This window comes from Acidianus manzaensis (assembly GCF_002116695.1).
GTDB lineage: Archaea > Thermoproteota > Thermoprotei_A > Sulfolobales > Sulfolobaceae > Acidianus > Acidianus manzaensis.
The window spans coordinates 541,966-566,686 of record NZ_CP020477.1; the positions used below are offsets into that span (position 1 = coordinate 541,966).

Here is a 24,721-nt window from a genome sequence, read left to right on the forward strand (position 1 = left end):
GATGACGTTAGAAGAATTAAATACAATATACAATGCATTCATAACAATTAAACAAATTCAATATAAGGAAAAAGGAGATCTAGAAGGATTAAAATTTGGAATAAAAGATATTATCATGACTAAAGGAGTAAAAACTACCGCAGGTTCAAAAATTCTAAAAGATTACATTCCAACCGAAAACGCATGGATAGTAGATAGAATTTTAGAAAAAGGCGGTACTATCATAGGTAAAACTAATACGCACGAATTCGCTATAGGCGCTACTAATACATCCTCTATAGCAGGTCCAGCTAGGAATCCAATAGATAAGGAAAGAATCACAGGAGGTTCAAGCGGAGGCTCTGCGCTTGCTGTTGCATTAGATATGGTAGATGTTGGAATAGGTACTGATACTGGAGGGTCTATAAGAATCCCAGCGTCTCTATGTGGTGTAATAGGGTTTAAGCCTACTACTGGGATATTCCCTATGGATGGAATTATACCTTTTAGTTGGACTTTAGATTCTTTAGGTTTTATAACTAAAGATTTTGAAACACTTAAAAAAGTATTATATGCTACTATTCCAATAGAAAATAAAAAAGTATTATTATCTACTGCTAAGACTAAACCTAAACTTGGTGTATTTCTATTTAGTGACGATCCTGCATCAAAATCTTTAAAAAGTGTTTTAAATAAACTATCTTCATATTTTGATTTAGTTCAAATTAATTTGAATTTTATGCTAGCTTTTGGAAGTAATGTAAGATCTACTATAGCTGTTGCTGAAGGTGCATCGTATCATAGGGATTGGATTGAATCTACTCCAGGTATGTATTTTCCAGATGTTAAAGATATTCTTCTGAGTGGATTAAAAATAAGGGCTATAGATTATTTAGACGCGTTAAGAGCTAGGAGAGTAATTTTTGAAGAATATATAAAGGCATTTAAAGATATAGATGTTATAATATCTCCAACTACTAAGATACCTGCGCCTAAAATATCTGATGTTGTAGGAAAGGAGAAAGAATTTAGAAATCTTCTAATAGCTAATACGGAATTATTTAGTCTTGTAAATGCGCCTTCAATTTCTATTCCAGCTACTAAAATAGATAATTTACCTATAGGATTAATGATAAGTGGTATTCCATTTGAAGATGGAAAAATTCTTGATATAGCAGAAAAAATATTTCAGATATTATCCAATTGACCTTCTTATTAATGCCATTTCTTTTAGGTAATCCTTTAATTCATCCATTTTTTTCTCTTTACATGCTAATAATGCTAGAGATGATAATAAATTATGTTTTTTAGATTCATAATCATTTCCTCCCGCTTTTATATTAAATTGAGATTCTAGAAAATCAATATCGCTCTTAATATTCTTGATAATTCCTTCATCTATATTCCAAATTTCCTTTATTATTTCTAAGCCATCAGCATTAATGAATTTAGCGCTTTGTTGCAAGTCAAATCTTAAACCTCTATAATTTTCATTTAAGAAATCCCATTCCTCGTTCTTAAGATCAGATAATGACGATATGCCTATTATTTCTGGTGGTATCCCTAGAGAATACATGGCACCAACAAAGCTTATCGCTCTAGGTAAAGTTACTTTCCCTGTACTTCTAGCATATCCAAATAAACTGATGTGCAATTTTCTTGCTCTTCTTTTAGGCAAGTTAAGTGCTATGAAATTAATTGCAGGTGCTAATGCTTCAATTATTGGTTGATATGCTATTACGTATTTGTTAATTATATTTCTAATTATATTTTCTTCGTTTTCTGTATATTCTCTTGGTTCTTGTACTTTATTTTCATTTATTCTTTTTGTGGCTTCTTTTACTGTTCTTTCGTCATAATCATATTTAAATGCAGACTGTAACGTAAATGTGTAGACTCCCTTATATTCTTCCATTGCTTTCTCGTAGTTTAATGGGCTTAAATGACCTCTAAACGGTAATGATCCTACTCCTATAATTGGAAAAATTCCTATTCCTAGTTCATCCCTTAGCTTATAGAGTGTACTTAAGGCAAACTTTGCTAATAGTACTGCAGTTAACATTCCGTAATTCATTGCAGGATCGGATCTAGCTATAAATACTCTCATATAGCTTGGTTTAATAGCCTTATAATATCCTGTAACAATTTCCCTTATTTTAAGTAATGAATCTTTATCTTCTATTAAAGGAATTACCTCAACCTTTTTAGGATAAATTTCTCCTACTAAGTCTTTGACTTGAATTCCATCAAATAACTCTATTTCTTCTTCTCCAGCAACTGCTTTCTCATAATATTTCGCTACTGATACTAATTCTTGATAATCGGTAGTAAATGGTAATATAACTTCAAAAACTGGTACTTTTCCTTGACCATAGAATTTTTCTGCTAAATCATATGCTATTGGAATGCTTTCCATAGTTTCAGCAAATACTTTTCTTTCTGCTCCTTCTATCCTTGGATTTGGTAATCTATATGTTAAGAAAATATCTTCTCCTAATATATTTTTCTTGAAATAATCTGAATAAGTTGAAAATAGCTTTCTAACTACATGTGTATCTACATCTTTGCCTTCAGCATCCCACATAACTTCATGAATTCCTAAATCCAGATAAGCATAATATGCTTCTATTACTTCATCGTCACCTTCTATAACCTCGCTTTTAGTCCATTCCGGAGTTTTTGCGTTATCAGGATGCTGAGTTGACATAGTTTTAGGTATTTTTCTCATTTGCTCTATTTCTGGGCCCAAAATTTTTAAACTTTAATTAGATTACTAAAAACTTATGTTACAAGTAGGGCAAGAAGCTCCAGATTTTGAAGCTGAGTCTAGCCAAGGTAAAATCAAACTTTCAGATTTTAAGGGAAAGAAATCAGTAATATTATATTTCTATCCGAAGGCTTTTACACCAGGATGTAGTAGAGAATTACAAAGATTTACAGAACTTTACGATGAATTCAAGGAGCATAATGTTGAAATTATTGGAGTTAGTGTAGATTCACTTTCATCAGTAAAGAAATTTTCAGAAAAATATAATGCCAAATTTCCTCTTATTTCAGATAAGGAAAAGAAAATAGTTACTGCATATGGAGTATTAAATGAGAAAGGTACAAGTGCTCAAAGGGTAACATTTATTATTGATGAAAATGGAAAAATAATAAATATTTTAGACAAGCTTAAAAAAGCTGAAGAGCATGCAGATAGAGCATTAGAGGTTATAAAATCCAAAAAGTAAGATATGTATTTTAATAAAACAATTCTTCGTAAAGTCTATTAAATTATGATCATTAATAGAAGGTATAGCTATAATATTAGAAAGTAATTAGTACAATACCTTGTCATATACTCTTTTCTTAAAGTTTTCTAGGGGATCATTTATTACATTAGGTATTTCATTAATTAAATCTGTAGGAACAATATGGTTACCATATTTTTGATAAGCTAATGATCCTGCTAGGCCATTTATAAATGCTCCTATACTTGCAGAATCTAATGGAGTTAATTTTTGAGCTAATAATGTAGCTATTATTCCTGTAAGTGTATCTCCAGTTCCGCCTACTGTCATACCAGGATTTCCAGATTTATTTAATTTAAATTGAACGCCGTCGCTTATAATGTCAAAATATCCTTTAAGTAATACTACGCATTTAGCTTGCTTAGCCTTTTCTATAACTTGTTGTATTCTTTCTTTATTGTCAGTTTTTGGTTCTTCGTTAAAGAAAATCTTGAATTCTCCTGCATGAGGAGTTATAACTGCATTAGGATATAACTCATAACCGCTTATAGACTTCAATGCGTCTGCATCAATAACACTAGGTTTATTAGTTTCTTTAAGATAGTTCACGATCAGTTTTGATGCTTCTTTAGTCTCTGGATTTAATCCCATACCAGGACCTATAACTACAGAATTTACTCTGTCAATCCAAGGCTTTAACTCTTCAAAATTGGCAGGATTTATATTATCACCAGAAAGTTTTATTGCAATAAGATCTGGTGAGTATGAAGCTATGGTAAAGGATGTTTTATCTGGAGAAGCTACATAAACTAAATCTGCTCCAGTTCTTAAAGCTGCTAATCCAGATAATGCTGGAGCGCCACTAAATGTATAGCTTCCACCTATTACTAGTACTCTTCCACCTGCTCCTTTTTTACTTTTCATATCTCTTTTCTTTATATTCATTAGAACGTCTCCAGGTCCAACATAAATTTCTGCTTCTATTGGTATTCCAATTTTGTATACTTTTACATTATTAAATTTACTTAGACCTTGTTTTAATTCATGAAAAGTGACTATTATGTCTGGGATAACATATTCTCCCGGCGCTTCACCAGTATCACTATCTATACCTGAAGGAACATCAATAGATACCTTAAAACCTTTGCTCCTATTAAATACGTTAATTGCAGTTCTAAAGGGTTCTCTGGGCTTTCCTGAAAATCCCGTACCTAACATAGCATCTATTAATATGTCGCATTCTAAAGGGCTTAATTCTTCAACATCCTTTATGGCCTTTAAATAAATAGTATAATCTAAGTTTTGTACAGCTAAAAGGTTACTTATTGCATCTTTATGCTTGTTTTCACCTAATAATAAGACGTTTACTTTAGCTCCTTCTGATGCTAGATGCCTTGCAGCTACTAAGCCATCGCCACCCTTACCTCCATGTCCAGCAAATATGCACACTGTTTTATCTTTTATATCTTTTAATTCCTTTAAAATCTCATCTTTTACTGATCTTCCTGCATTTTCCATTAATAATAATGTAGGTACTCCAAAAGCTTCTGAGTTTATTTCTAGAATTCTCATTCTTTTAGAAGTTATCATAAATAAATAAAATCCAAATTTCTAAATAAGGTTTTCAGATTCGGGTTACTTCTTCATAATTCCAGTATTGAAGTCAGTCATCATCATTTAAATATGAGTTTATCTTAATAATTAATGTTACTAATTTTTAGTTCTCTTTCTTAATATGAAATATTAGTACGATTGTATTATTATGTATCTTTAATTAAAGTTTATAAACTAATAACTTTACTATTATATAGTGGGCTAACATGGCCTTAGGAAAAGAAACCGAAATGGGGTTAAAGGAATTATTTAAGGCAAATGCAGAAGACTACTTAACTCTAAGTTTTCTCGCAGATAAATTAGATAAGTTAGGCAAGAAAGAAGAAGCAAAGATGCTAAGAGAAAAAGCCAGAGTAGAATATGGTCATGCAATGGGAATTTTTGAAAAATTGTTAGCAAATAAAGATGTAACTGGATTAGTAGAAGATTTTGCTAAGGAGGAAGATGAGGAGCACATAGCTGAGTACAATAATGTTGCTATGAAGGCTAAAGAAGAAGGGCATGTAGACGTAGAGAAGATGTTATGCGCTTATGCAGAGCAAGAAAAAGACATTGCAACAACTTCACAAAAAGTTTTAGCTATGTTGAAGGATTTTGCTAAGGAGGAAGATGAGGAGCACATAGCTGAGTACAATAATGTTGCTATGAAGGCTAAAGAAGAAGGATACGTCGATATAGAAACAATGCTCTGTGCCTATGCAGACCAAGAGAAAGGAATAGCTGAAACATCTGCTAGAGTTTTAGCTATGTTGAAGGATTTTGCTAAGGAGGAAGATGAGGAGCACATAGCTGAGTACAATAATGTTGCTATGAAGGCTAAAGAAGAAGGGCATGTAGACGTAGAGAAGATGTTATGCGCTTATGCAGAGCAAGAAAAAGACATTGCAGAGACTACTAAGAAAGTAATTAGAAACCTATAAGCTATATTTAATTTTTTGTATTACCTATTTCAGCTTAGTATAGTTTTTATATTGTTGTCTCCTATTTTATTTTTAATGATTATAGGTTATGTTATTGGGGATGCTAGTCCTCAGCAAGCTACAATTTTAGCAGAAAAACCAATTAGGCTTGGATTATATACAATTATTGAATATGATGGTGAGAAAGTTCTAGGTATGATAACTGATGTCACTAGAGGAAGTCCAATGATTGATGGGAACACTATAGATATAAAGCTGATAGAACGACTAAATAAAATAGATTCTACAATTCCTCACTATATTAAAGGCGTAGTGAAACTGCTTTATGATTTGAATACTGATTCTCAACCTGATTTACCACCTATTGCAGGTTCTCCAGTAAGACTGGCGGAAGAAGAGGAATTAAATAAAATTTTTTCTGAGGGTGACTTATCTTTGGGAAGACTAATAGGAGCTAATGTTCCAGTAAAAGTTAAAGTAAGTGCATTATCAAGACATTTAGCAATACTTGCAGCTACTGGTAGTGGAAAATCTAATACTGTAGCTGTATTATCTCAAAGGATAGCTAACTTAAAGGGATCAGTACTTATATTTGATTATCATGGAGAATACTCTAGGAGTGATTTAAATCCATTAAATGTTATAGAGCCACGATTAAATCCCCTATATTTAACAGCAAGGGAATTTGCAACTCTTCTAGAGATTAAGGGTAATGCCCCAATACAATATAGAATTCTAAGGAGAGCATTTGTACAGTATCAAAATGAGATTAAGAAAAAAATACAAGATGGACAAATCGATTATGAAGAATTGAATGATAATTTTGTGTCAGATTTAGAAAGTATTATTGATAGCGAGCAAGAAAAAGGCAATAAGAAAGATTCCTTGGATGAAGTAAAGAATAAGTTAGAAGAATTTGCAGATAAATATTCTGGGATAATTGATTTAACTTCTAAAGATATTATATCAAATTTAAAGACGCATAATGTAAATGTGGTAGATATTAGTCCATTAGACGAAGATACGATGGATGCTATCGTTTCTCATTATCTAAGAAGAATTTTAGATGCAAGAAAAGAATATAAGAGAAAAGGAAATGGATTAAAGTTTCCAGTGATTACAGTCATAGAGGAAGCTCATGTATTCTTATCTAAAACTGATGATACTTTAACAAAATTCTGGGCTTCTAGGATTGCAAGAGAAGGAAGAAAATTTGGTGTTGGTCTTATAATAGTAAGTCAAAGACCTAAGGGGCTTGATGAGAATATTCTAAGTCAAATGACTAATAAGATTATTTTAAGAATTGTTGAGCCTTCTGATAAAAAGTATGTTTTAGAAGCAAGCGATAATTTAAGCGAAGATTTAGTTAACCAGTTATCTTCCCTAGGGGTTGGTGAAGCATTAGTTATAGGTAACTTGGTTAAAATTCCTGCAGTATTAAAAATTGATAAATTTGCAGGATTATTAGGTGGTTCAGATCCAAATATGATTGAAGAATGGGAAAAAGCTGACGAAGAGTATTCTATTAATAAAGGATTTGCAGATTTTGGGTGAGAATTGATGCAAGTTCTTCATATTTCTGATACTCATTTAGGAGCTAGAAAGTATAATTTAGACTCTAGAGAAGAGGACATTTATGAGGTTTTTTCTCAACTTATAGATATAGCAATAAAGGAGCATGTAAAGGCAATTATTCATACAGGAGACTTATTTGATACTTATCATCCTCCAGTTAAATCCTTGAAGGTTGCGGTTGATAATCTTAAGAAACTAGGTGATAAAAGTATTCCTTTCATTGGAATACCTGGAGATCATGATACGCCAAAGAAACGAAATGCTATATATCCACAAAAATTCCTTGCCGACTCTTTAAACTTCCTAAAATTATTAACCGGTGATAATACTGAACACTTTGATATAAATGACGATGGTCTTACTTTACAGATTTTTGGTATAAAGCATATTCCTACCATCTCAAAAGATAGACTACTAAACACTTTACAACAATTAAAACCAACAGGAAATAGAAATATATTAATGTTGCATCAAGGGTTAAGAAATATTCTTCCTTATGATAATGCATGGCAAATTGAAGAAGGAGATTTACCAAAAGGATTTAATTATTATGCTTTAGGTCATTTTCATACTAGAAAAATAGAAAAACTAGGATGCGGCATACTTTCTATTGCAGGTTCTCCTGATATAATAAGAGATGATGAAATTGAGGGATATAAGAAATTTGGAAAAGGTGCATTTTTAGTAGATTTAAGTAAAAAAGATGTTGAAATTCATCCTATAAATTTGGACATTAGACCACAAGATTTTGTAACAATAAATACGAATGATATAGATAAAAACATAGAAAGCGTAATTCAAAAATATTCTAACTGTAAAAAGAAACCAATTCTTCATATTATACTAGAAGGAAGTTCCGTAAGTAAAACAGTTATTTTCAAAAAGTTATCTAAATTGGAATATTATACAGAATATTATAGAGTAGCTAAAGATAATACTGCGATGGGTAAGGAAGAAAAAATAAATTTACCATCAAGTGGTACTATATCAGAAATAATTTCCGCATTTTTAAAATCTAGAGGATATACTGATGATGAAATAAAAACTATCTTAGAAATTATAAATAAATACGATTCTGAAGATATTAATCAACTAATTAAAAAATTTATAGGTGTAGAGAATGAAAATTGAACAGATTACTCTAAAAAATTTTTTAAGTCATGAATCATCACAAGTTAGTTTTAAAGGAAATATAAATGCAATAGTAGGAGTTAATGGTGCTGGAAAAAGTTCTATAATTGACGGTATAGTATTTTCTCTATTTCGTGAACCATCTAGAGGAAATATGAATAACTTGATAAGAAAAGGTAAGAAAACATCAACGGTTGAAATAGTTCTATCTGACAATAGTAAAGGAAAAATATATACAATTAGGAGAAATATTCCAGCAAGTACTGAAGATTCAATTCTAGAAAACAGCAAGCCTTTAGCATATAGAAGTTCAGAAGTATCTCAAAAAGTTCAAGAAATTTTACACTTAGATAAAGACATATTATTATCTACAGTTATAGTAAGACAAGGAGACATAGAAAGTATATTCAAAGATCTTGCAGATGTAATGAAAAAAGTTATGAAATTAGAGAATTTAGAGAAGCTTACTGACAGTAATGGTCCTATTTTTTCAGTTAAGAAAGAATTAGAGATGAAATTAGAGAATTTGCAAAAAGATAAAGAAATGTATGAGTCTAAAATAGCTCAAAAGAAAGATCTTGAAAAAGAGATAGATAACCTAAATAACAATCTTAAAAGTTTAGAAGCTCAAAAGGAGGAAAAAACATTACAACTAAATCAATTACAAAAAAATAAGGAAGAAGAAGATAAAAAAAGAGAAAGATATATTGAGCTAAAAGCTAAATTAGAAAATGCAAATACTCAATTAAATAAAATAAAGGAAGATGTAAAGGATCTAGAAGAAAAAATGAAAATTGAACAAGAGCTTGATACGGAATTAAAGCAATTACAAGAAGAGAAGGAAAACTTACAGAGACTTAATGATATTATAAATCAATTAAAATTAATTAGCCAGAGTATTAAGGATAATAATAATCAGTTACAAAAATTATCTAGGGAAATTGATGAATATAAAGAAAATCTTCATACTAAAAAAGAGTTAGAAGATAAGGCTAAAAAATACGAAGAAAATAAACAGATCTTAGAGCAATTAAAAAGAAAGTATTTAGAATATAATAAAATTAAAAGTGTGTATGACTCTGATAGGGAAAAAGAAAATAATTTAGAAAATGAATTACAAAGATTTTTAATATTTATTGATATAAATAAGTTGCAAAATGATCTAGATAAAATATCAGAAAGAATACAAAATCTGAATACTGAAAAAGGTCAGAAAGAAGAAAGCGTAAATCAATTATTAAAAATTATTAAAAATCTTAATGATGTCCATGGTAATATATGTCCAGTCTGCGGACGAGAATTAGATGAGGAACACAAGAAAAAGATAAGGGAAGAAAGTGAAACTAAAATTAAAGACATTAAAATAGAAATTCAAAAAATTGAAAAAGAATTAAGAGATCTTAATGAAGAGAAGCGTAATATTGAAACTAAAATAAAGAAAGCATTAGAGTTAAAAGCAAAAAAAGAGAGTAAAGAGAAAGAATTAAATGATCTTAAAGAAAAAATCATAGAAGAAGAAAAAACATTAAATCAACTAAAAGATAGTCATGATAAATATGAAAGTATAGAGAAGGAACTTGAGGAATTAGAGCAATATTATAAAAAATATCTTCAATTACAAAGATATACTCAGAACGAATTAGAGGAGAAAGAAAAAAATAAGCAGGAAATATTACAACGTTTGGATGAGCTAAACTCTAAATACTCCCAGTTGAGATCTCAATTAACAATACCAGATGAAGAGATCTCAAGAATATCTTTTAAAATATCTCAAATAGAAAAGGAATACAACAATAAACAAGGGATTTTGATAAGAATAAAAGCAGAAATAGAAAGAAAGAAAAAGGAACTTGATGATATTAAAGAGATAGATAATGAAATTCAAACTATTAATGCCGAGATTTTAAGGCTTGATTTTGATGAAGCAAAATATAATGAGCTTATCAATTCCATTAATACTCTAAATCAAGAAGTAAATTCTATGAGTCAAGAGATATCGAGAATTTTGGGCAAGCTTGAAGCTGACAAAAAGTCTTTAGAACAGATCAATTCTGAATTAGAGAAATTAAAGACCAGTATAGATAAAATACCACAGATAGAAAAAGGATTATCAAAATTAGAAAAATTAAGAAATGATTTGAGTGGTAGTGGATTACAAAATTTTATAATTTCTAATGTAAAACCAAAAATAGAGAATAACCTTAATGATATACTAAGTATGTTCAATTTATCATTTTCTAGAGTTTCTGTAGATTTTGAAATTGGAGGAAAGAGTAAGAAAGGGAAAACAAAAATAACAGCTTTCAATACAGCCGGATATGATTTAGATATTGAAATGCTAAGTGGAGGAGAAAGAATTTCTATAGCTTTAGCCTTAAGATTAGCTATAGCTAGAGCGTTATTAGACGAGATAGGATTTATGATATTGGATGAGCCAACTATTCATTTAGACGAAGAAAGAAGAAGAGAATTGCTTAATATAATAAGAAGTGCTATGAGTATAGTTCCTCAGATCATTATAGTTACTCATGATGACGAAGTTAAGGAGATATCAGATTATATTATTAATGTATATAAAAAGGGAGATTCTAGTGCTGTAAAAGAAGGTGTTTCTGATGATCAATAAAGTGTATGAGGAAATTGCTAAAAATCATGATAAAATACAAGATAAAATGCAATTTTTTAAGGATACATTTAAAGATAAAATTAAAGATAAGATAGAAGAAGTTTGGATAAATTATGAACCTTCCCCAATCCAGAAGTCGTTTATTGCTATAGATGGTGGAGAATTTGTTAAAGAAACAAGATTTAGCACTATTTATGTTTCTAATGCAGAGGCAATTTTAGCAAAAGGAATAGAAGAATATTCTTCGATAGATAGTGAAGTAAAAGTTGGAGTTTTTAGCCCAGGTAATTTAGGTAAAGAAAGGGTTTCAGAGTTAATGAACATTCTGGAATTAAGTCTAGCATTAAGAAATGGATGTAAGTCGGATATAATATTAATGGATGGTAGTATTATCAAAAAGTTAGGTAAAGGAAATGGCATTTCAGGAAATGAAATACAAAATATAGATGATATTTTGAATTCTGATGATGAAGAAGAATCTTATAAAAATTTAGTCTTAAATAAGCAGATAATATTGAGCAAATTAGTTCAAAAATATGGAGATAAGACATTATGGATATCAAAAAACAGTAGGGGCAAAGACATTTTTATGCAACAAGTTTCAGATATAGCTATTTTAGAATCTTTAACAGAAAATCCTGGATACACTAAACCAAGAATACATCAAATAAAATCTGATACTCTAGCTGAGAATAATGAAATAGAAGTTCTAAAAGGGCTAGAAATTTCCTCATTTTTGATGAGATTAGAGAAAGGTCAAAAAGTTCTGAAAGTTGATATAGTTGGCAGAATAGATGAGTCATTTATAAAAAATATAATGGACTATCTATTTGCAGTTTCTGTTAATGGATATCCATACCCCTTACTAAAGGTTCATTTTGAAGTAAAGGCCAATAGAGAAGATAGACTTAGGATTTTGGCGCTATTTAATTTAATTAGAAGACAAGGGAATACTTGGATTCCTAATCAGTTTTTTTAGTCTCAAACTGAACTGTGACGTGATTTATATTAAAATTTTCAGAAAGTAGTTTTTCAATATATTTTCTTTTTTTATCCATTTCAAGAAGTGTAGTATTAGGATCTTCAGTTATATGGAGAGTTGCTACTTTAATATGTGGACATATGCTCCATACATGAATATGATGTACAGTCGGGAAAATTGGTGTTAAAAGTTTTTCTATATTATACGTATCTATAGGAGATTTTTCCATTAGTACATCAATATATGATTTAATCTGTGAAGAATTTTTTAGCACTATAATACCTAAGATTCCTAATGACGAAATAGGATCTAAAATATAATACTTTGTAAAAAATATTGCTAAACCTGCTATTATTCCCAGAATGTAAGATAACGTATCAAGTATTGCATGAAGTTTAACACTTTTTTTAATTTCATCTTTTTCTTCTTCAGAAGAAGCTATAAGTCCAAAAATGGTAGCTATTGATGATGCGATTATAACTATAAATGGATTATCTTCTATTCTGAGAATGATAAAGAGAATTGAAATAATTATACCTATTATTGCACCTATAATTACTATTAGAATGTTTAATAAAGAGAATAATATTTCCATTCTATGCATACCATATGTGTAAACTGAGTTAATATTATCTAATTTTTTTATTGCATAGATTGAAATTGTGACTACTAGTGCATCAAAAAATGCATGAAACGCTTCTGAGGCTAATAACGCGCTTTTTCCATAAATGCTAAATATTGTGAGAATAATAAATATTAACCAGAAGCTAATTACACTTCTCATTAATCTAATTTTTTATTTTGGTTTTTTATATATTTCTAAGGTTATCCCTAAAAATATGATTGCTTAATCTAAAGGTATTGTTTTTATACATATATATGAACCTTCTAAATTTTTACTTGGATCTTCAATTTTTTCTTCTTCATTTGGGGAATATGTTAATGTGGAGATTTCATCTATCACTTTAAAGTATTTTTGTAATACATTTAGTAATTCATTTTTAGAGATGAAATGTGCTTGTGAATAATATTTATGGCCTTTCTTGCCTAGATTTTCATAATATATTCCCCAAGGTGATTCTTTAGGGATGAAGCAAACTGAGAAAACTGATTTAGTAATCCTTTTTATTTCTTTTATTAGACTTTCGATATCATTGATAAAGCATATAGTAACTGAAATAAAAGTACAAGGAATAGATTTATCCCTAAAAGGTAAATATAACGCATGAGCTTGTACTTTATCTTCAGAATTTTCTACGTTTTTTAACATAAATTCTGAGATATCTAATGATATTTTTCTTCCATCTATAACTTCATGAAATATTGAAGGACCAGCTCCTATATCTAAACAGTTACGTAGATTTAATGCTTTAACAGCTTTAGCTTCGCTTTGGTAAATTTTCCAGTTCTTTTTATACCATGCTGAGTATCCTTCTGGATCATTAAATATTTCCATGTTATTATATCTGTTCTGATAGTTTAATAAGTTCTAAAGTAAGTTTTATCTTGTCGTTTATATCGTTGAGTAGTAGAATTAACTCCTCTTTTCTTCTTTTTATCGATGAATATGCATACATTATATTATTCATTTTAGACTCTATATATTCGATTTCTCTTTCTATACTATCTTTCATTTTTATATAATATAGATAAATATCTATTAAACTTGATTTTGGAGCTATGTCATTATATCTTATTGAAAAGTAAGGGCAAATATAGCATAAAATAGGGTGAGGTTTAATTTTTCCTTTTGATGTCCATGAGCTAATTATTTTTTCTTCAAAAAATATTTTGCAAAAATTTCCATCATAATATATGCATGAATTACGTTTTTTTATTCCATCATTCTCTATCTCATTGAAGTTACTAAACTTTTTGGACAATATGGAATCAATAATAAGCTCTCTAAAGTTTTCCATAAGTAATATATTGTTTTAGTCATTTATTAACTTCAATAGACTTTTTAAGGTTGTACTAATATTTCAAATTATGGGAATTATTAGGAGTTCTATCCTTCTTAGGCCATACGATACATTGCTATATATTATCAAAATCATGACTATGGAATACATACCTAAAGCTATCGTAACAGATGAAAAAGGTTATCCTTTAGGAATTATTACTCAAAAAGATATAGTTAAATTTGTTTATTCTGCAGGAGAAGATATAGATTTCAACAATGTATATATATCAGAAGTTATGAGGAAGGATTTCTTATGTGTTAATGAGAATATTGATCCATTAGAAGCTGCACAAATAATGATAGATAAAAAGCAGCCGTTATTAATAGCTTGTTCTGAAGAAGGTAAAGCATTAGGTATGATTATAAAAAGTGATTTGACACAATATTATGCTTCTCAAATTAGGAGTCTTCAAAAAGTAGGAGAATTTATTACTAGTCCAGCTGTTACATGTAATAAAAATGATAACTTGGCAGAATCTATAAAAATATTACTAGATAGAGACTTAAGTAGGCTAATTGTTATGGACCAAGGGAAAATAGCAGGGATATTAACTACTACTGATCTTTTATATATAGCTCCAGTTCTAAAATACAAATCTTGTAATATAAAAATTGGTGACGTTATGAGTCCTAACATTATAGTAATTTCTTCTAATGAAGATTTAGCTAATGCGGCAAAGTTGATGGCAAATAGGAAAATTAAAGGTATACCGGTAGTAAAAGAATCTGGAGACTTAGTTGGTGTAATTACTACGACAGATGTTACAAGAGCGTTGCTTGATGATAGAGTAAGAAAATACTTATACGAATTAAAAATGTATACTTCTACATTTTAATTACATCTAATTTATGATCTATTGAATTTTCTTTATCTCTTCTATCGTCAATTTTTAATATGCTTACTATTCTTTTTACTCCTTCTTTAGCTAGTGTATCATCAATATCTTTTATTATATATCCTAGTTGTGTTATATCATCTAATTCAAGAGTAGTCATAGAAGGAGCTGGATAGAATTTTATATTTTTGGATTTTAGTACTTGATATACTATTTTTACATATTTAGATAAGCTGGTGGAATTTGTGCCTATAGGTTCTACACTTATATCTACTAAATATTTCATAATTAATCACATTACAGATGTTATATTTAAGCATGATTGGGATAAAGTTTTAATTACTTTAAAATAATAGTAGTTTTACTATGGAAATAACTCCAGTAGAGATTCTAAGAAAAAAGGGTCTAAAAGTGACTCCTCAAAGGCTCGCAGTATTATCTCTGCTAAGTAAAGGCGGACATTATAGCGGAGAACAAATATTTGAAGAATTAAAAAAGAATGAACCAAGTATAAGCCTATCTACGGTATATAATGCTCTAGAAGTTTTAGAAAAATCTGGTATAATAAATTCTTTCGAAGCTAATGGCATAACATGGTATGAGATGAGAAGACAACCACATGTAAATGTTATATGCGAAGAAAATAATGAAATTATTGATGTAGATATAAGTTTGGAAGAAATAATAGATCAACTAAAGAAAAAAGGAATAAACGTAATAAACCTTAGTGTTGTAGCTTATGCAGAATGCTCTAAATTAGAAAGTAAATAATTAATAAATTTCTGTTTATCTACTTTCAAAACTATTTTAGCATTAGTAGTTTTTGTAATATTATACCAATCTACTAACATTGCGCCTCTAGCTGTAGAACAAGTTTCTACTGTGACATTAAACTCCTTTTCTTCTAATATCATTGAAGGATCATAAGCTAAAGTAACTGTTAGAGAGTCTGTATGAATACTTCCATGTCCTTCATACTTTTTCGAATATTCGCGTAAGGTTTTATTTACATTAATGAAAAAAGTGGAAGCTTTATTTTTTATTGATTCTATTTTTTTCCATATATCATCATTTATTTCAGCATATTCTTCTGTAACTTCCCATGGAACTATTGTAATATCAAATCCAGCATTTAGTACGATTTCTGCTGCTTCTGGATCAACCCAAAAATTGTATTCTGCTATTTGTGTAGTATTACCCCTACTAAATGCCCCTCCCATAATCCAGACTTTTTTGATTCTTTTTACAATATTATGATCTTTTAGATAAGCTAATGCCAAATTAGTTAGTGGAGATACAGCTAGTATTTCTAATTCTCCTTCATATTCCTTTGAAAGTCTTATTATTGCATCTATAGCATGTTCTGTACTAGGTTTTAAGTTAGGCTCTGGTATGTTCCAATCTCCTATTCCGTTATTTCCGTGTACTTCTTCTACTGTTTTCCACTTTCCCATTATTGGCCTATTTGTTCCCACAAAAACTGGTATTCCTAAATTAAAATATTCTACAGTAAATAGTGCATTTCTTATTTGATTTTCAAATTTCACGTTTCCGGCAACTATGGTTATTCCTACTAACTTAAAGAATTTAGATGCAAGATAAATTGCTATTGTATCATCACTTGCAGTATCCGAATCAATTATAGCATATCTTTTTTCCATATAAACACTAAAGTTAACTCACTATAAAATCTGTAACATTATAACTGATTTTTTTATCTATATTTTAGATTAGAAGTCTAAAAATTTAATATATTTTTATAATTATTTAATGGAAATTACCTTTTATACGAAGTAATGGTATACTTATATTACTTGAGCTATGAAAAGATTTTTTAATAATAATATAATATTACTATTAGATGAAGGTATCAGTATATAATATAGGCGGTATTATTACTCCTTTAGATTATCAAGTAGATAAAGGAGTCAATATATATAAAGCACCTAATGCATACGGAAAGACATCACTAGCTAAAGCTATGATATCGTTGCTAACATCAGCTATAAGACCTGATGATCTTTTAAATGTTTTTGCTGATGAAGGATATATAGAGTTAGAATATGAAGGTAGGTCATATTATAGAAGAATTAGAAGAATTAAAAACAAGATAATAGAAAATTCTAAGCTATTAATGGACGATGATAGAGCATTATTACTATCATATTTCTCTCCTGAAAATAAATTATTAACGCAGATAATGTCTGGAGACGAAAATGTAGAATGGTTCATATCTGCTACATCTAAAGTTCAAGAAATAAAATCGAAAAAGAATGAGATGGATATTAAATTGCAACAACTTAAATCTGAATTAGAGGATCTAAATAGTAAATATAAAGAAGCTATAGATCTTCAAAATAAGATTAAGTTAATAGAAAATGATATAGAAAGACTTGAAAAAGAAAAAGAGAGTGATAAAGTACTAAATAGAACTTCTCATACTATTAATCTTACTAGAGAGAATAAAATGACAGAATTAAGAGACAAAATAGAAGTTAAAAAGAGAGAATTAAACGAATTACAGAATAGATTAAACAAGTTAGAACAAGATATAGCACAAAAACAGTCAATGGTTTCACCTGAAATAAGAAAATCTTATGAAGATCAGCTAAACGACATTATTAAACAGCTTCAGACAAAATCTTCTTTAAGGAATGAAAAAGAAATAGAAATAAGATTATTAGAAAGAGTTTTAGATGAGATAAAAGATTCTGAAAAGAAACAGTTATCTACATGTTATGTATGCGGAAGCCATGTTGATCCATCAGCATGGAAACTTAGAGCTGATATAATAACTAAAGAATTAAAAGAAAAAACAAATGCATTTGAAAATATAAAGAAAGAAACAGACGAATTGCTTAGCAAAAAAGCAGAAATAGAAAGAAGACTAAAGGATTTAGATTCACTACAAAATGAAATAAATAGATTGATGCTAAATAAAAACGATCTTCAAAATAAAATAGAAACTGTTAAGTCACAAATAGATGATCTAGAAAGGCAAAGAAGAGAAATGGAAGAGAGGTTTAATAGAAGTAATGATGTAATAAGAGTAGTAGACATAAATGATTATACAACAAAGAGATTAGAAGAATTAAATAAAAAGAAAGAAGAGTTAGAGTATGAGTTATACCAGACTGGAGTTCCATCTCAAATACTAGAAAAGATATCTGAAAAGAAGAAAGAATTGGAAGAATTACAGAAAATTATAGATGATCTAGATAAAGAATATATAAGAAGATTAACTGTAGCTAGAGAAGAGTTCGTTAGCATAGCAAATTCTTTAATGAAGGAACTAGAGTTTGATATCAGAGCAGAAATAGACGAGAATTATAAGCTTATAGTAAAAAGGCACGATGCTATGTTAGAACTAAAGAAACTATCGTCTTCTGAGAGAACATCGTTAGCATTAATTCTGGTTATCACTGCATTAAAATCATATTTCAAAACGCCATTCTTCATAGTTGATGAGTCATTTATGACATTTGATCAGAAAAGATTTGAAAAAATAGTAAAATATCTAAAAGGAATAACTGATTACATCATAATAACAAAGAGCGATGAAAACTTAGAAGTAGTTAGGGAGCCCATGGAATCTCTAGTCTCTTCATAAGTATTTTGTTTAGATCTGTTTTTATCGCATCTTCAACTTGTGGTGGTAATGTAGTAATAGGAGTAAACCAACCAACTGATGTAGTCATTCCCAATTCTTCTGCTCTAGCTTTTAACCACATTGCGACAGCTAAGCCAGCCATAGTTGGTTTGAATATCACTATTGAAGGTCCTATAGAAGAACTAGAGATTTTTATTGCATGTTTAGATATTGTTTTCCATCTGGTCTTTGTTATTATCCTGACTAATTCTTTTGCTCTCTCTTTTTCTCCTATTGCATAAAATATTATCATATGTAGAAAACAGCTTTAACCTACTAAAAAAATTAACCCGAACCTGTACCGCATCCACAATATCCGTACTCATCAATCTCCATACCGCAGACTGGACATACTATGCCTGTACCTTTTACTTCATCTGCACTTTTTCCAAATTGCATATAGTGTACATCTAATATTGCTCTAGACAAGTCTCTTATTGAGACAATACCATATAATTTGCCATCCTTTGTTATGATAGGTAAGTGTCTAAAACCATTTTCCAGCATAATGTTCAATGCATCAGTTACAGGTGTGTCTACTAATACTCCTTTAACTTCTTTTGTCATATATTTTTCTATTTCACTTTCTAGATCATTATTAGCAGCTGCTTTAACTATATCTCTTTCTGTAATTATTCCTATTAACTTATATTGGCTATCTACTATTACAAGCGAGCCTAAATTGTTTTCTTTCATTAGTTTTGCTGCATCTATTATTTTCTCTGATGGCTTAGTAACTAGAACTTTTTTTGTTGCTATTTGAGAAACCTTATAGCTCATACATGTATAATAGTGTTAGAAAATAAAAACTTTTATAATGATAAATAGTTATTTTAAATCTAAGCTTAGTTCATTAAATAACATGTAAATTGTCAAATATATCATATCAAATTAATATTTAGCTAATATTAATTAGTGATATACAATATTAGTTTTTAAGTTTTATATGTGATTTTTTATATAATTATATATAGATTTTCGTAAGTATTATTAAATATTTTAATAATGTGAATTGTGGCTTTAGCCTAATAAAAACTGATGTGCTTTTACTTTATCTCCTTCTAAAACTACTATAGCAGCATGTAATATACCTTCACCATATTCACTACCTGGGTTCAATACTATTGTTCTTCCTATTTTATCAAATCCCCTAGATTCGTGGATATGACCATGTAGGCCTAGCAATGGTTGAGTTTCTTCTATTACTTTTCTTACAGAAGTGGAGCCTACGTGAGTAAATACTAATTCTCCTCCTTTTACCACTGGTTTAAGATTGTTATCGAGTAAAGGTGCATTATCTAAATTAGAGCCATAAGGAGGAGCGTGAAAATTATATATAGCCATGGACGTGTCAGACAACTTAGATACTTCTTTTTTCAATGCTTCGTAAAGTTTTTCTTCTGGCATTTCTCTAGGCGTATTCCAAGGGGTTGGATTTACATATCCAAAGGATATCATTTCATATTTTTCTATCTGTAAAACTTTTCCTTCTGCTTTTGTCATTATATCGCTTTCTTCTATAACATCAAACAAGTATTCCGGGTCATCATTTCCTAGATTTACATAGATTGGTATTTTATTATCTTTATATTTCTCCTCTGCTATTTTTATCCAGTTTCTTACTACATCAGTCATAGCAGTTTTGAATTTTTCATCTACTTTTCTTTTATCATTTAACATGTCTTCGTATTCTTCTTTACTTACTATTGTGTAATAATTTCCATGATCTCTTATTTCTTTTATCGCTGAATTTAAATCTGAGGACTCAATAGTTTTTCCTTCTATTTCATATTTTCCATTTCCTAACTCTATTATTGGTACTAATGCTTTTCCTGCCAGGTCTCCCCCTATTATTAATGCATCTGCTTTATACATTTTCCCTGCATTAAGAAATTTCTTGAATACTATGTCTGAACCATGCAAATCAGAAGTAAATAGTAGCTTAACTTGTTTCATGTCAGTATTTTTCTTTCTGTTAAATAGGCCCACGTTTAACTATCGTTATATATCATATTTAAAACTGATTATAAAACTACTAATACGAACTATATATATTCATAATTATGAGTTTCTATTACAGAGTATTTCTAGCTATATTTTAAGCTTTACAATAGTTAACACTATAGGAATTAATTAAACCTATTATAATTTATATGGGAGGGAGTTTTCCGAGTATCTCGACTGTCTCTCAGAGTAGAGATGTATCTTCGAATCGATGAAAGGAATCCTCACCTTTAGGCGGAGAGGGGGTCAGTATAGAAGATTTAACTTGTATGACGGTTAGATTAAGTTTAAATCTATGGTAAAATAAATAGGGATAACTAAAGAGTAGAGTGGAAGATCAAGATGGTTTTAATACTTTTTATACGACATGGATTTGCAATTTCAAATCAGCAAAAAATATTATCGCATGATAATAACGTGTTTCCTCTTACAGAAGAAGGTGAAAAACAAGCTAAATCGGTTGCTAAAGAATTAAAAAATTTAAATATATCAAAAATATATACAAGTCCAGTTCTTAGAGCATATCAAACTGCAAGAATAATAGGTAATGAACTAGGACTTATACCTATAGTTGACGATAGATTAAGAGAAAGATATCTGGGAGAGTTAAACAATAAAAAATTTGATCCAAACGATCATTGGAAACTGAAAATGATAAAAGGTCAGATAGAAATAAAAGGATTAGAAAATTGGATTTCAATGCAAAAAAGAATGATTGAGTTTGTGAATTCTGTAAAAGATGATAAAGATGTAATAGTTGCAGTTAGTCATTATGATCCTATTAGAGCATTAATAGGTTATATCTTAGATCTAGACGATATTTCGGCTTTTGGAATATCTTTGCATAATGCTAGTATAACTACTATAGAAGCTGATGAGTCTGGAAAAATGAAAATATATAGTATTGGTTCTCCTGTTATTTCTCAAAATCTATTAAATAGACTTAATAGATATTTTATTACTATTAACAAATGACAAAATTTTTTCTCTAGTCTTCTTGTTGATACTATCGAAAAGTATAGTATCTGGTTTGTCAATACTTTTTTCTAAAATCTGATCTATGATGTTCGAGTTTATTTCAGAAATATAATGTTTAGAAATTATATGTGAAATACATGAAGCTAAAGCAAATTTAGATATTCTATGCTCATAATGAGGTCCTCCTATTCCTGCAATAACATTTTCACAATTAGTACTATTTATATTTTCTATCCCTTTTAAAACGGCTTCAACTAAGTTTCTTACTAAATTTTCATTACTCCAAAAACTTTTATCACTGCCTACTTCAGCAAAAACAACAGGTATTTTAAGTGATGTAGGGCCGTGATGTGTAGCCTCAAAAGTTTTGTCTATATTAATTGGTATTTTTATTATCTCTCTATATATGGAAGTTATCAGTCTTGGAAATGCTATACCTAGAGTGAAAGGATCTCCACCCATTGTCTCTTTTCCAGGATTACCTGGATGATGTACAGTTAGCGATGGCATTTTAGCTGAACTTTCATGTCTACAGATTACTACTATTGCATCTCCAGAATTATATTTAAAATCTATTACATCTTCATTAATATCTTCAAACTTATATCCTAATTTTTTCACTGTCTTTCCTACTTCGTCTTGATTAGATATTATAACCTTTATGTCCATTATCTTACAACTTTCTTGTTAGTTCTTTAACTTTTTTCGCTAATATTGGAGCTAAGGCAAATCCAAATTTGTATCCTCCTACTATTATGAGGTTTTTATACGGATTTAATAATACTGGTTCACCAGTACTATTTACTGATCTAAATCCTACTCTTATTTCTAAATTGCTAGTAGAAAAATCTATAATGTTTTTAAATGTATTTATTGTTTTTGAAATTTGATTGTAGTCAATATCTAATGACTGGGTATTAGTAGAATCTCCGTTCATATATAATTTTTTTCCTTGTACAGCTATTCTATCATTTACTATTAATATTCCATTTAGTGTATTTTTGGTATTAGCAAGAATTAAGTGTCCTTTGTATGGCTGTAGTGTGATAAAATTTTGTAAGAGATTTTGTAATAAATAGCTTGCAGTTATTATATAGAAATCTCCTTTAAGCCTTTCATTATTGTCCAAAACTATACTCTCAACAAAATTATTAGTTATGTTTATTTTTGTAACTCGTGTATTTTTTAAATTTACCCCTAGTGATAAACTATTAATTAAATCTTCTCCTTCTACGAAAAAACCATTATCAAAGTATTCTGCTTCTTCCAAATTTACTTCTGGTTCAATACTTTTTATTTCATCTTTATATAATAATTTACCTCCTATTCTATTCTCTGCATGTCTTAAAATATGAGTCTTTTTATAGAATATATTATGTTCTTTGCAGATTTTGGAATATTCTTCTTCTGCTTTTATACATTCATCATAATGATTACCACATAAAGGAGGAAAAATACTCCATAAACTAGCTTGTGAATTTCTATATTTTTCTCTTTTTTCTTCTATTACAATAGAATCATCAAATTGCATTGCGGTAAATAATCCTGTTATTCCTCCTCCAACGATAACAGTAGTCATATGATTCCTTTTACTTTATCCAATATAAACTTTTTAAATTACCAAGTAAAAGATTATCATATGAGTGTAGATAATGATCCTGAACTAAATAAGTTATTACAGAAAAAAATTAAAGAGATAATGAAGGATAGTAAAGTTATGCAAGAAAATCAAAAAGCAGGAGAAGTAGCACATTTAGATAGCAATACTTTTGACCAGTTTATTAAATCTCATAAAGTAGCTGTAGTTGATTTTTGGGCTGAGTGGTGCGCTCCATGTATAATGTTATCACCTATTATTGAAGAATTAGCTAAAGATTATCCTGATGTTGGGTTTGGAAAAGTAAACTCTGATGAGAACCAGGACATAGCAGGTAGATATGGTGTAATGAGTTTACCTACAGTATTGTTCTTTAAGAATGGTGAACCAGTAGACGAAGTTATAGGTGCAGTTCCAAGAGAAGAAATAGAAATGAGAATAAAACAACTAATAGAGTGAAATTATAATGAAGCCTTTGCTACTTGGCATAGATGGGTTAAGTTATACTAGTTTTATGAAATGTAATCCTAGATTTCTTTTAACACTCTTTAGTACTACATTTAGAGGAGTGGTAGTAAATAGAAAGCCTCAGCATCCAGCATCTTCCTGGCTATCAGTTTTAGAAATGACGGAAATAAAAGATAATAAATTCATAAAAGTTGATGAAACACCTAAGTTACTTAAAGACACAAATGCTGTAGCTATAAATCTACCTATATCTAATCCTACTTACGGCGAAGTAAGTATACCTTATAATGATGGTGTCTCAGCTAAAGATGAGATAGATAAGGTTGTGAATTCAATTCTGGAAGAGTTAGAAGATAGGCCAGTAATAGCAGACATATCAGCATTAGATAGACTATTACATAATTCTCAGACGAATAAGTGTGAATTATATAAGGAAATTGATGATGCAGTAAAGAAAATTTTACATAAAGCTGATGAATTTATATTGTTCTCGCCTTATGGAGAACCCAAATCAGATCAACTTTGTGATCATGAAGATTATGGAGTTTATATCTCAACTGTTCCTAGACCAAATGAGCATGATGTAGTAAAATTACCAGAAATAGGGTTGTTATTCAAAAGGGTTGTTACTCAAAGTTAATTTCTTTGTTATAGAAAGGATATAATGCTAATATAACTGGTTCAACATAAAGCTTTTTTCTATCTATATACTTTGTTAAAATTCCTACAGCTCCTTCATTATGCTTGGAGTCATGTCTTGAATATTCTATATCTATCGCATGACCTAATTCCATTCCTTGTATAATATGTCTAATTACATTTTTAGGCAAAACGAAGGATGCAGATTTAGAGAAGTTCTCATTTCCATACTTATCTATAACATACACTACAGCATATGCTAACATCTTGTAATTTTCTATGCATAATCCTCCCTCTATTCCTATGCCAATATCAGCATTGGTTATTTTTATTGAATTTAATGCTCTGTTTCTAGCTCCAATTAATGTCTCTTTACAAAAAGGTTGATTTGAGACACCAGATGAAACTTCTACATCTATCACTTGTGCTTCTAAATTAATAATATCTAATGCTTCCTTTACTGCTTCTATTTTAGTCTTGTTCTTACTACCTATACTAACTAACATTTTTAACCAATTATCAAAATT

General features: G+C 29.4%; 25 protein-coding genes and 1 pseudogene. 13 read left to right on the forward strand and 13 right to left on the reverse strand.

Annotated elements, in window-relative coordinates:
• The first annotated feature begins 1 nt into the window (after position 1).
• Positions 2-1,186, forward strand: coding sequence for an amidase (locus B6F84_RS02430; protein ID WP_148692811.1), 1,185 nt, complete (start codon positions 2-4; stop codon positions 1,184-1,186).
• Here B6F84_RS02430 and ppcA read toward each other — a convergent pair.
• Positions 1,175-2,707, reverse strand: coding sequence for a phosphoenolpyruvate carboxylase (gene ppcA / locus B6F84_RS02435; RefSeq protein WP_148690751.1), 1,533 nt, complete (start codon positions 2,705-2,707; stop codon positions 1,175-1,177). The genes B6F84_RS02430 and ppcA overlap by 12 nt on opposite strands.
• A 55-nt stretch (positions 2,708-2,762) precedes the next feature.
• On the opposite strand from ppcA, the gene B6F84_RS02440 reads away from it, so the two are divergent.
• Positions 2,763-3,212, forward strand: coding sequence for a peroxiredoxin (locus B6F84_RS02440; protein WP_148690752.1), 450 nt, complete (start codon positions 2,763-2,765; stop codon positions 3,210-3,212).
• Positions 3,213-3,299: 87 nt separating this feature from the next.
• Here B6F84_RS02440 and B6F84_RS02445 read toward each other — a convergent pair whose 3' ends face one another.
• A complete protein-coding gene (locus B6F84_RS02445) occupies positions 3,300-4,802 on the reverse strand; it encodes an NAD(P)H-hydrate dehydratase (RefSeq protein WP_148690753.1) in 1,503 nt (500 codons plus the stop codon).
• A 230-nt stretch (positions 4,803-5,032) separates the two neighbouring features.
• Between B6F84_RS02445 and B6F84_RS02450 the strand changes: the two are divergent.
• The 5 genes and pseudogenes from B6F84_RS02450 to nurA form a co-directional block, all read left to right on the forward strand.
• Positions 5,033-5,578 (forward strand): annotated as a pseudogene (locus B6F84_RS02450) (rubrerythrin); the annotation flags it as partial.
• A 243-nt stretch (positions 5,579-5,821) separates the two neighbouring features.
• Positions 5,822-7,300: a DNA double-strand break repair helicase HerA gene (gene herA / locus B6F84_RS02455; protein WP_148690755.1), complete on the forward strand. Its 1,479-nt coding sequence runs from the start codon at positions 5,822-5,824 to the stop codon at positions 7,298-7,300.
• A gap of 6 nt (positions 7,301-7,306) precedes the next feature.
• Positions 7,307-8,452 carry a DNA double-strand break repair protein Mre11 gene (gene mre11 / locus B6F84_RS02460; protein ID WP_148690756.1) on the forward strand — a complete coding sequence of 382 codons (1,146 nt, stop codon included), beginning with the start codon at positions 7,307-7,309 and terminating at the stop codon, positions 8,450-8,452.
• Positions 8,442-11,078 carry a DNA double-strand break repair ATPase Rad50 gene (gene rad50 / locus B6F84_RS02465; protein ID WP_148690757.1) on the forward strand — a complete coding sequence of 879 codons (2,637 nt, stop codon included), beginning with the start codon at positions 8,442-8,444 and terminating at the stop codon, positions 11,076-11,078. The genes mre11 and rad50 overlap by 11 nt, the downstream gene beginning before the upstream one ends.
• Positions 11,068-12,057, forward strand: a complete 990-nt coding sequence (nurA, locus tag B6F84_RS02470) for a DNA double-strand break repair nuclease NurA (RefSeq protein ID WP_148690758.1) — start codon at positions 11,068-11,070, stop codon at positions 12,055-12,057. The genes rad50 and nurA overlap by 11 nt, the downstream gene beginning before the upstream one ends.
• Here nurA and B6F84_RS02475 read toward each other — a convergent pair.
• The 3 genes from B6F84_RS02475 to B6F84_RS02485 all read right to left on the reverse strand — a co-directional run bounded on the left by B6F84_RS02475 (position 12,041) and on the right by B6F84_RS02485 (position 13,979).
• Positions 12,041-12,844 carry a cation diffusion facilitator family transporter gene (locus B6F84_RS02475; protein WP_148690759.1) on the reverse strand — a complete coding sequence of 268 codons (804 nt, stop codon included), beginning with the start codon at positions 12,842-12,844 and terminating at the stop codon, positions 12,041-12,043. The genes nurA and B6F84_RS02475 overlap by 17 nt on opposite strands.
• Before the next feature lie 63 nt (positions 12,845-12,907).
• The gene (locus B6F84_RS02480; RefSeq protein ID WP_148690760.1) at positions 12,908-13,516 is read right to left on the reverse strand and encodes a methyltransferase domain-containing protein; all 609 of its coding nucleotides are present in this window, start codon (positions 13,514-13,516) and stop codon (positions 12,908-12,910) included.
• A 4-nt stretch (positions 13,517-13,520) separates the two neighbouring features.
• Positions 13,521-13,979, reverse strand: a complete 459-nt coding sequence (locus tag B6F84_RS02485; RefSeq protein ID WP_148690761.1) for a hypothetical protein — start codon at positions 13,977-13,979, stop codon at positions 13,521-13,523.
• Between the two features lie 70 nt (positions 13,980-14,049).
• On the opposite strand from B6F84_RS02485, the gene B6F84_RS02490 reads away from it, so the two are divergent.
• Positions 14,050-14,859, forward strand: coding sequence for a CBS domain-containing protein (locus tag B6F84_RS02490; RefSeq protein WP_148690762.1), 810 nt, complete (start codon positions 14,050-14,052; stop codon positions 14,857-14,859).
• Here B6F84_RS02490 and B6F84_RS02495 read toward each other — a convergent pair.
• Entirely contained in the window at positions 14,849-15,145 is a 297-nt protein-coding gene (locus B6F84_RS02495) for an MTH1187 family thiamine-binding protein (RefSeq protein WP_148690763.1), read from the reverse strand. The two genes, B6F84_RS02490 and B6F84_RS02495, sit on opposite strands and share 11 nt — an antisense overlap.
• Before the next feature lie 80 nt (positions 15,146-15,225).
• Between B6F84_RS02495 and B6F84_RS02500 the strand changes: the two genes are divergently transcribed.
• Positions 15,226-15,630, forward strand: a complete 405-nt coding sequence (locus B6F84_RS02500; protein WP_148690764.1) for a Fur family transcriptional regulator — start codon at positions 15,226-15,228, stop codon at positions 15,628-15,630.
• On the opposite strand, the gene B6F84_RS02505 is transcribed toward B6F84_RS02500, so the two are convergent.
• Complete coding sequence (locus B6F84_RS02505) at positions 15,597-16,520, reverse strand: nucleoside hydrolase (protein ID WP_148690765.1); 924 nt, start codon at positions 16,518-16,520, stop codon at positions 15,597-15,599. The two genes, B6F84_RS02500 and B6F84_RS02505, sit on opposite strands and share 34 nt — an antisense overlap.
• Before the next feature lie 200 nt (positions 16,521-16,720).
• Here B6F84_RS02505 and B6F84_RS02510 point away from each other — a divergent pair, with 200 nt between their 5' ends.
• Positions 16,721-18,469: an archaea-specific SMC-related protein gene (locus B6F84_RS02510; protein WP_148690766.1), complete on the forward strand. Its 1,749-nt coding sequence runs from the start codon at positions 16,721-16,723 to the stop codon at positions 18,467-18,469.
• On the opposite strand, the gene B6F84_RS02515 is transcribed toward B6F84_RS02510, so the two are convergent.
• The 3 genes from B6F84_RS02515 to B6F84_RS02525 form a co-directional block, all read right to left on the reverse strand.
• Positions 18,435-18,761: a hypothetical protein gene (locus B6F84_RS02515; RefSeq protein WP_148690767.1), complete on the reverse strand. Its 327-nt coding sequence runs from the start codon at positions 18,759-18,761 to the stop codon at positions 18,435-18,437. The two genes, B6F84_RS02510 and B6F84_RS02515, sit on opposite strands and share 35 nt — an antisense overlap.
• A 32-nt stretch (positions 18,762-18,793) precedes the next feature.
• A complete protein-coding gene (locus B6F84_RS02520; RefSeq protein WP_148690768.1) occupies positions 18,794-19,288 on the reverse strand; it encodes a CBS domain-containing protein in 495 nt (164 codons plus the stop codon).
• Between the two features lie 240 nt (positions 19,289-19,528).
• Positions 19,529-20,497 carry a metallophosphoesterase family protein gene (locus tag B6F84_RS02525; protein WP_338025988.1) on the reverse strand — a complete coding sequence of 323 codons (969 nt, stop codon included), beginning with the start codon at positions 20,495-20,497 and terminating at the stop codon, positions 19,529-19,531.
• Positions 20,498-20,854: 357 nt separating this feature from the next.
• On the opposite strand from B6F84_RS02525, the gene B6F84_RS02530 reads away from it, so the two are divergent.
• Positions 20,855-21,487 carry a 2,3-diphosphoglycerate-dependent phosphoglycerate mutase gene (locus B6F84_RS02530; RefSeq protein ID WP_148690769.1) on the forward strand — a complete coding sequence of 211 codons (633 nt, stop codon included), beginning with the start codon at positions 20,855-20,857 and terminating at the stop codon, positions 21,485-21,487.
• Here the strand turns inward: B6F84_RS02530 and B6F84_RS02535 are convergent.
• Both B6F84_RS02535 and B6F84_RS02540 read right to left on the reverse strand, forming a co-directional pair.
• Entirely contained in the window at positions 21,446-22,159 is a 714-nt protein-coding gene (locus tag B6F84_RS02535) for a D-aminoacyl-tRNA deacylase (RefSeq protein WP_148690770.1), read from the reverse strand. The genes B6F84_RS02530 and B6F84_RS02535 overlap by 42 nt on opposite strands.
• A 4-nt stretch (positions 22,160-22,163) precedes the next feature.
• Positions 22,164-23,069 (reverse strand): FAD-dependent oxidoreductase, encoded by a 906-nt coding sequence (locus tag B6F84_RS02540; RefSeq protein ID WP_148690771.1) that lies wholly within the window; start codon positions 23,067-23,069, stop codon positions 22,164-22,166.
• Between B6F84_RS02540 and trxA the strand changes: the two genes are divergently transcribed.
• The gene (gene trxA, locus B6F84_RS02545) at positions 23,070-23,546 is read left to right on the forward strand and encodes a thioredoxin (protein ID WP_148690772.1); all 477 of its coding nucleotides are present in this window, start codon (positions 23,070-23,072) and stop codon (positions 23,544-23,546) included.
• Positions 23,547-23,553: 7 nt separating this feature from the next.
• Entirely contained in the window at positions 23,554-24,195 is a 642-nt protein-coding gene (locus B6F84_RS02550) for a hypothetical protein (protein ID WP_148690773.1), read from the forward strand.
• Here B6F84_RS02550 and B6F84_RS02555 read toward each other — a convergent pair.
• Positions 24,182-24,700 (reverse strand): DUF84 family protein, encoded by a 519-nt coding sequence (locus tag B6F84_RS02555; protein ID WP_148690774.1) that lies wholly within the window; start codon positions 24,698-24,700, stop codon positions 24,182-24,184. The two genes, B6F84_RS02550 and B6F84_RS02555, sit on opposite strands and share 14 nt — an antisense overlap.
• Positions 24,701-24,721 lie beyond the last annotated feature (21 nt).